Raw genomic sequence first — 7,395 nt, forward strand, 5'->3', positions numbered from 1 at the left:
CCGACTAACAAAAGGAAAAACGTATGAACGTACTTTCTACCAAATTCAAAGCTTTAGCCTTATTCAGTTCTATCGCCCTATTAACCGCCTGCAATCAGCCTACCAAAACTGAGAAATCAACTAATCCAGTAACCGCAAGTAGCGCCAGTAGCGTAGTAGCATCCACAAAGACAAATGAAACCGCCCATGCAGGACATGATATGAGCAAAATGAATGGCATGGGAACAGCAAGCAGTCCTACTGCTAGCCAACCTGCCCACGTTGCCGAGTATATGCAATCCATGAACACCATGCACGAACAGATGATGTCTGCCAGCCATATTGCTAACCCTGATGTTGCTTTTGCTACAGGTATGATTGCCCACCATCAAGGGGCGATTGATATGGCAAAAATTCAGCTAAAATACGGCAAAGACAGCGAAATGCGAGCCTTGGCAGAAAATATTATTAAAGCCCAACAAATAGAAATCACACAAATGCAAACGTGGCTTAGCAAACACAAAGATGACAAAGCCCCTACTAATACCGCTATGCCTGAAATGGATATGAAAAGCCATGATGCCATGATGCAAGGCATTATGGACAGTGACCCCGATGTTGCCTTTGCCAAAGGTATGATACCACATCATCAAGGGGCAATTGACATGGCGAATACGGAATTAAAAATGGGCAAAGACAAAGAGATGCTACAACTTGCCAAGCAGATAAAATCTGCCCAAGACCCTGAAATTAAGCAAATGCAAGCATGGCTTGACAGTAAAAAAACTAAATAATTAAATAATTAAACCACTTTAATAAAACCAAAGGAACGACTATGAGTAATCAAACCACTACCCTAAACATTAACGGCATGACCTGTGGTGGCTGTGTCAAAAGCGTCACCAACGCCCTTAATCAAGTGACAGGCGTACAGCAAGCCGATGTGAGCCTAGAGCAAAACAATGCGGTGATTAACTTTGATGATAGCCAAACCAATGAAACTGCCTTAAAACAAGCCATTGAAGATGCAGGATTTGAAGCGAGTTAAAAGTATCATCAATTTCTTATTTTTATCAAAATACCAATAATACGCCTTTTAATTCATTTAAAAGGCGTATTTTACCTTTAGCAATGAATGTTTTAAGGAAATAAAAACTGCCATGACGACCGAAACTATCAATCTTGATATTGGTGGTATGACTTGCCAAGCCTGTGCCAATCGTATCGAAAAGGTGCTGAATAAAAAACCTGCCATTCTTGAAGCAACGGTGAATTATGCCAATGAAACCGCCCATGTGAGTTTTGACGACAGCCAAACCAATGCCGATGAAGTGCTAGACTGGGTTAAGAAAACAGGCTATACCGCCCACATTCAGCAAGCCGATGCGATGTTTTCCCAAGACAAAGCCACAGAAAGCGTCACACCGCCACTTCGGCTGATATTGATTTGGCTGTGTTTATTGCCGTTTTTGTGGGGTATGCTGGGCATGATGATTGGCAAACACGACTTTATGCCCGCGATTTGGGTGCAGTTTATTTTAGCCACGATTGTTCAGTTTGGTTTGGCATTGCCATTTTATAAAAGTGCGTGGGCGAGTATTCGAGGTGGACTTGCCAATATGGACGTATTAGTGGTATTGGGAACGCTGACCATTTGGGCGTATTCGACTTATGTGTGGCTAACTATGGAGAGTTCGCACGCCATGCACGATACGGCTCACGCTATGCCTGATGTGTATTTTGAGGCAGGGGTGATGGTCATAGCCTTTGTGCGATTGGGCAAATATCTGGAAGAACGCACCAAAAAACACAGTTTAAACAGCATTAATCTGTTGCTAGAACTCACACCAAGTAATGTTTTGCTAAAAGTGGGAAATGACTGGCAACAAACGCCGTTATCCAAGGTCAAAATCGGGCAGATTTTACTGGCAAAACACGGTGACCGTATTGCCTGTGATGGTGTGGTGACTGCTGTTACAGGGGGCGAAGCGTGGTGTGACGAAAGTCATCTCACAGGTGAATCCTTGCCGATTCCCAAAAAAAACGGCGACAACGTGATGGCAGGGGCAATGCTGTCCAGCGGTACACTCGAATATCGGGCAACCGCCATTGGGAGCCAAACCCAGCTTGGCGACATGATTACCGCCCTCAATGACGCCCAAGGCAGTAAAGCCAATATCGCCCGTATCGCTGACCGTGTGGCAGGGGTGTTTGTGCCTGTGGTGGTGGTGATTGCGATACTCACGTTTATCGGCAATTTTTATGTGCTTGGCTCGTTTGATACCGCCTTAATGCGAGCCGTGGCGGTGTTGGTGATTGCCTGTCCGTGTGCCATGGGGCTTGCCACGCCGTCTGCGATTATGGCAGGGATGGGCGTTGCTTCTCGGCATGGGGTGTGGTTTAAAGATGCCCAAGCCTTAGAAGCGACTGGCTCGGTGGATACCATTGCCTTGGATAAAACAGGTACGATTACCGAAGGCAAACCGCAAGTCGTAGCACATTATCTGTTTGATGAAGAGTTAAATTTAGCCGAAATCGCTCAAATCACCGCCACGCTTGAAACCCATGCCAATCATCCATTAGCGACTGCCATGCTTGACTATGCTAAAACCTTTAACTTGGAAAATACCTTTACCGTCAATAACGTAGAAAATGTGACAGGCAAAGGCATACAAGGCGACATTGCAGATATTGGCTTGGTAAAAGTCGGTAGCCCTGCTTTTACCAATATGACGTTACCGCAAGAGATTTTGGCAGAAAAAACATGGCAAGTTGCAAGCCTTGTTGCCGTTAGCGTGAATGACGTACCGATTGCCATGTTTGCCCTTGCAGATAGCTTGAAAGCGGACAGTATGACCGCCATTGCCTCACTTAAAAAACTGGGCTTAACCACAATAATGTTAAGCGGTGATAAACAATCGGTTGCCGATTATATAGGTGGACAAGTCAAAATTGATACCGCGATTGGCGAACTTTCACCTCGGGATAAAGCCACAAAAATCAGCGAACTACAGCAAAATGGCAAAAAAGTGGCGATGGTTGGCGATGGCGTAAATGATGCCCCTGCCATGGCAACGGCTACCGCTAGCTTTGCGGTACAAAATGGCACGGATATCGCCCAACACAGTGCTTCGGCTCGTTTGATGGGCGATGGCAGTCACTCTATTAGCCATGTGTTGTCAGCGGTAACGATTGCCCGAGCCACATTAAGAAATATTAAGCAAAACCTGTTTTTTGCTTTTATTTACAATATGATAGGCATTGGCTTTGCCATGGTGGGCTTGCTTAATCCGATGTTAGCGGCAGGGGCGATGGCGTTAAGTTCGATTTCGGTATTAATGAATGCGTTGCGATTGACACGGTTGAAAGGATAAACTTTTTCATAAATTAATGTTTTCCACAGGTTTTGTTAATGATGTGTTTTTCTTATTATGGTAAATTGGGTAAGAAACTAAACAAATGTCATTACCGCCCTATATGGTTCGAATTTTGGGCTAGTTCATTCTTATCGTACTATATTTGGTATTCTTAGCTTATCATTTAATTGAGCTAATTGTTTTTCAAATACCTCCCGTTCTACATTACCATCTTGACGAGCAACAAGTTTACCTTCTTGATAATATAACAAAGCAGGCGGAGCAAATACGTCCAATGCTTGGTACACTTCTTTACTATCCACTGTATCATCGGTGACATCCATTTTTATTACTTGCCAATCATTAAGCTGGGCTGGTGGTGTTTCAAATAACGTTTTATCCATAGTTCGACAAGTAATACACCAATCAGCAGTTACATCAACTAAAACCTTTGGATTGTTCGCTAAAATAGGGTTTAACTCGCTCATTTTATATATCTTAGTGATTTTTGGTGATTGGTCTGTGATGCTACTTGCAACACTTGATGTTTTGATGGTTTTTAGGGGTTGCCAGCTATCTTGACTACCCAATGCCATTCCAATTAATAAAATACTTGCCCAAATTGCCGTTATAAGGGCAATTGCCTTGATTACTATTCGTCCGTGTGATGGTTCTTGTTTTTGTCCAATACCTTGCCAATGCCATAGCCATGTTGCCACGACCATAAACCATATCGCCCATATCCCTAACATGAAATGAGATATCAACACCCTTTCTATCATTACTAAAGCCACAGCGAATAACATCAAAGCAAAACCTGTTTTTACCCATACCATCCATTCTCCTGTTTTTGGCATAAAATTTCCCTGTGTTGCACCTAAAATAATCAAAGGTGTAGAAAGTCCAAGCCCTAACAGGAATAAAGCAAAAAACCCAATTACAGGGTTACCCAAAGTAGCTACCCCTGCCAATGCTCCTGCAAGCGGGGCGGATACACAAGGCGACACAACCATGGCTGAAAAAAATCCTGTAATGAAACTGCCCGACATACTTCCTAGACGGCTTGTACCTATATTACTTATTGTTTGACCTAAGCGTGACAATCGAGCAGAGAGGGGAAATGGTATGGCATCAAGCATATACAAGCCCAAAAGCACAAACACCGTTGCAAAGCTTAGTAAAATAATTGGCTGTTGGAGCATATTCATCAAGCCAAGCGATTGCCCAAATACTGCAACCAATGCCCCCACTAATCCATAACTGGTTGCTACACCCACACCATAGCTACCTGTTAATAACAAGCCTTTTTTAGCAGAAGGACTATGCTGACGTGCCACAATATTCACCACGATAGGTAGCATTGGTAGTACACATGGCGTAAATGATAAACCCAACCCTGCCAAAAATAACAATAGTAATGCCCAGCCTGTATGCCGACTCAATCCAAAAATATCATTGTCACCCTGTGAGGGATGTTGAGCTGTGATGTCGGTCGTGATAGGTGGCGAGAGTGGGGCCTTGTCTGTGATAACAGGAGTGGTATTATTGGGCGATGGACGTAGGGTCGTAGGCACAGCACTAGCGGCTTGTGGCGTGATAGGCTGTAAGGTGAAATTTACTTTTTCAGGAGGGTAACATAGTCCCATCTTAGCACAGCCTTGCCACTTCACAATAGCAGGCTGTGCTTGCATAGGTTGTAATACAGAAAGTGTCGTTTTGGCAGTAAAGCTTTTATCAATAATAGGTACACGCCCGAAACTGGGGTCATTCACAAACGTGGCAGTTTGGTCAAAAACCAAAGGTGTGGCATTCACACCTTGAGGTAATTCAAGTTTGAGCTTGTCTTGATATACAAAATAGCCATCTTTGACATCTGCCTGAATAGTGAGCTGATTACCTTGCTGGGTCGTTGTTATCGCAAATGCCTCTTGAACAGGCAACGGTTTGGATGGATTGGTCGTATTGGCGTTATTTGAACTAAAAATATCAGACAAATTTATAGCATGGGCTGGAGTTACCTTGATAGCTATGATAAAAACAATAGCTAATAGTTGAACTAACGAAATAAAATAACTTCGTTGATAGGAGGAAATTATATTTTTAGTTATCATATTGCTGGCACTTATAATTCATATCTTGATTCGTATTTTCGGTTTGTAGCTTAATTGAATTTATAGATATTATTTAAGCATCTATCATAGGTGGTTCTCGACGTTTAGCTTCCAAAAAAAAGCTATCTATCAATACCAATACTACGCCAAGATTAATCGCCACATCCGCCAAATTAAAAATCGGGAAGTTCCACACATTCGCATAGTGCACATGTAGAAAATCAACCACATAGCCTAAACGCACCCTATCCATCAAGTTACCTAACGCCCCTGCCATTATCAATGCCAATCCTGCTGATAACACCCCTGTATCACGGGGTAAACGCCTTAAATAGACAATAATAAATCCACATACGCCAAATGCTAACCCACTAAAAAAGAAACGTTGCCAACCGCCTTGGTCAGCAAGAAAGCTAAAGGCAGCTCCATAGTTATGGGCTAGGGTAAAGTTAAAGATTGGCTCAATGACCGATACTGTTTGGTATAACTGAAAGTTTTTTTCAACATATACCTTGGAAAGTTGGTCAATCCCAACCACCAACGCACTTAAGCCATACCATAGCCAAGCAGTTTGGGGATTTTTAATATCACTTAAGGTGTTTTTCGACGGCTGCATAACAACTCGATAAATTTAGGTATTAGGTAAATGACGACTTAACGAACTCTTTATGGTTTGGCTGTGGTTTTGACTTCATTGGCAACCATTGCCTGTAACCCATCGGGTGATAGTTTAGTTAGCAACTTGCCATTGACATAGTAAGTCGGTGTACCTGAGATTTTAATAGTTTTGGCATCGTCCATGTCTTGTTTCAGTACTTGGTTAATTTTATCACTATTCATACTGGCACGAGCTTTTTGTTCATCAAGCCCAGCCTTGATAGCCGCTTGCCAAGCCGCTTTAACTGTTTCGTCGTCATGCCACTGCGGTTGGGCTTCAAATACCGCTGCTAAAACTGGTTCGTATATACCCTGTTCTTTGGCAGTTTCTAAAATACGAGCCACTTGTTCAGAGCCTTTATGAAATAAGGTGTAACGTAGCACCAGCCTTACCTTACCATTATGCTCATTGATGATTTGTTTAACATACGGATTCATTGCCCGACACGCCTCACATGAAGGGTCAAAAAACTCTACTATAGTTACAGGGGCATCTACCTTACCAATAATAGGTGAATGCGAGCGTACTAAGGTATCTGTAGCGACTTGCTTGGCAGTAATAGTATCAGATTCGCCTTGTGGTGTAGATTGGGCATTAGTTGTAGTGGGAGTTTGGCTATTATTTGAATTAGTGGTGGTTTGTTGTCCACAAGCAACCAACGTGGCTGAAAGAGCAAGTAGCGTAGTCACTAGGGTAAGTGTAGTTTTTTTCATGAAAAATTCCTTATAGACGAGTAGCCATTTTTAGTTAAAATTTTGATTAAATAATTAAATGGATATACCACATTAGCGTTTATCCACAAAGTCCATACGTTGAATTCGCATGGCATTGATAATGGCTAATAAAGCCACACCCACATCAGCAAATACTGCCTCCCACATCGTCGCCACACCGCCAGCACCCAATATTAGTACAATAGCTTTGACCACAAATGCCAAGGTAATATTTTGCCAAACAATTTTACGGGTTTGTTTGCCAATATTAATCGCCATTGGAATTTTTGATGGTTTATCATCTTGAATGACCACGTCAGCGGTTTCAATTGTGGCATCACTGCCCAAGCCTCCCATAGCAATACCCACATCACTTAAAGCGACGACAGGAGCATCATTCACTCCATCTCCCACAAATGCCACGGTTTGTTTTTTATTGGCTTTATTAGAAGGTTGGTCTTTGATAGTTTTTAAGTGGGTTACTTTATCTTCAGGCAATAAATCACCGAAATAACGTTCAATGTGGGGTCAGCACAGAAAACGGAAAAAATAGGGCGGTAAGGAATTTTGTCGAGTAT

The 7,395-nt window shown here is 42.6% G+C and carries 7 protein-coding genes; 3 read left to right on the top strand and 4 right to left on the bottom strand.

What is annotated here, in order from left to right; translation table 11 throughout:
• Nucleotides 1-23: 23 nt before the first annotated feature.
• The 3 genes from copM to RTR63_RS11250 all read left to right on the top strand — a co-directional run bounded on the left by copM (nt 24) and on the right by RTR63_RS11250 (nt 3,353).
• Nucleotides 24-773, top strand: coding sequence for a CopM family metallochaperone (copM, locus tag RTR63_RS11240; RefSeq protein WP_007116045.1), 750 nt, complete (start codon nt 24-26; stop codon nt 771-773).
• A gap of 41 nt (nt 774-814) precedes the next feature.
• Nucleotides 815-1,027 (top strand): heavy-metal-associated domain-containing protein, encoded by a 213-nt coding sequence (locus tag RTR63_RS11245; protein WP_007116046.1) that lies wholly within the window; start codon nt 815-817, stop codon nt 1,025-1,027.
• Nucleotides 1,028-1,139: 112 nt separating this feature from the next.
• Entirely contained in the window at nt 1,140-3,353 is a 2,214-nt protein-coding gene (locus RTR63_RS11250) for a heavy metal translocating P-type ATPase (protein WP_138018155.1), read from the top strand.
• Between the two features lie 131 nt (nt 3,354-3,484).
• Here the strand turns inward: RTR63_RS11250 and dsbD are convergent, their stop codons facing one another.
• The 4 genes from dsbD to RTR63_RS11270 all read right to left on the bottom strand — a co-directional run bounded on the left by dsbD (nt 3,485) and on the right by RTR63_RS11270 (nt 7,315).
• Nucleotides 3,485-5,446, bottom strand: a complete 1,962-nt coding sequence (dsbD, locus tag RTR63_RS11255; RefSeq protein WP_050772862.1) for a protein-disulfide reductase DsbD — start codon at nt 5,444-5,446, stop codon at nt 3,485-3,487.
• A gap of 73 nt (nt 5,447-5,519) precedes the next feature.
• Complete coding sequence (lspA, locus tag RTR63_RS11260) at nt 5,520-6,062, bottom strand: signal peptidase II (protein WP_312524315.1); 543 nt, start codon at nt 6,060-6,062, stop codon at nt 5,520-5,522.
• Between the two features lie 50 nt (nt 6,063-6,112).
• Nucleotides 6,113-6,817 (bottom strand): DsbA family protein, encoded by a 705-nt coding sequence (locus tag RTR63_RS11265; protein ID WP_007116050.1) that lies wholly within the window; start codon nt 6,815-6,817, stop codon nt 6,113-6,115.
• A 72-nt stretch (nt 6,818-6,889) separates the two neighbouring features.
• The gene (locus tag RTR63_RS11270) at nt 6,890-7,315 is read right to left on the bottom strand and encodes an HAD family hydrolase (RefSeq protein WP_312524317.1); all 426 of its coding nucleotides are present in this window, start codon (nt 7,313-7,315) and stop codon (nt 6,890-6,892) included.
• Nucleotides 7,316-7,395 lie beyond the last annotated feature (80 nt).

Origin of the sequence: Moraxella sp. CTOTU47724 (assembly GCF_032014955.1) — a bacterium.
In the GTDB taxonomy this organism is placed as follows: domain Bacteria; phylum Pseudomonadota; class Gammaproteobacteria; order Pseudomonadales; family Moraxellaceae; genus Faucicola; species Faucicola tetraodonis.

Coding starts and splice junctions, on each gene's coding strand:
- dsbD (WP_050772862.1), bottom strand. CDS start 5,446: ATGATAACTAAAAATATAATTTCCTCCTATCAACGAAGTTATTTTATT.
- RTR63_RS11245 (WP_007116046.1), top strand. CDS start 815: ATGAGTAATCAAACCACTACCCTAAACATTAACGGCATGACCTGTGGT.
- RTR63_RS11265 (WP_007116050.1), bottom strand. CDS start 6,817: ATGAAAAAAACTACACTTACCCTAGTGACTACGCTACTTGCTCTTTCA.
- lspA (WP_312524315.1), bottom strand. CDS start 6,062: ATGCAGCCGTCGAAAAACACCTTAAGTGATATTAAAAATCCCCAAACT.
- RTR63_RS11250 (WP_138018155.1), top strand. CDS start 1,140: ATGACGACCGAAACTATCAATCTTGATATTGGTGGTATGACTTGCCAA.
- copM (WP_007116045.1), top strand. CDS start 24: ATGAACGTACTTTCTACCAAATTCAAAGCTTTAGCCTTATTCAGTTCT.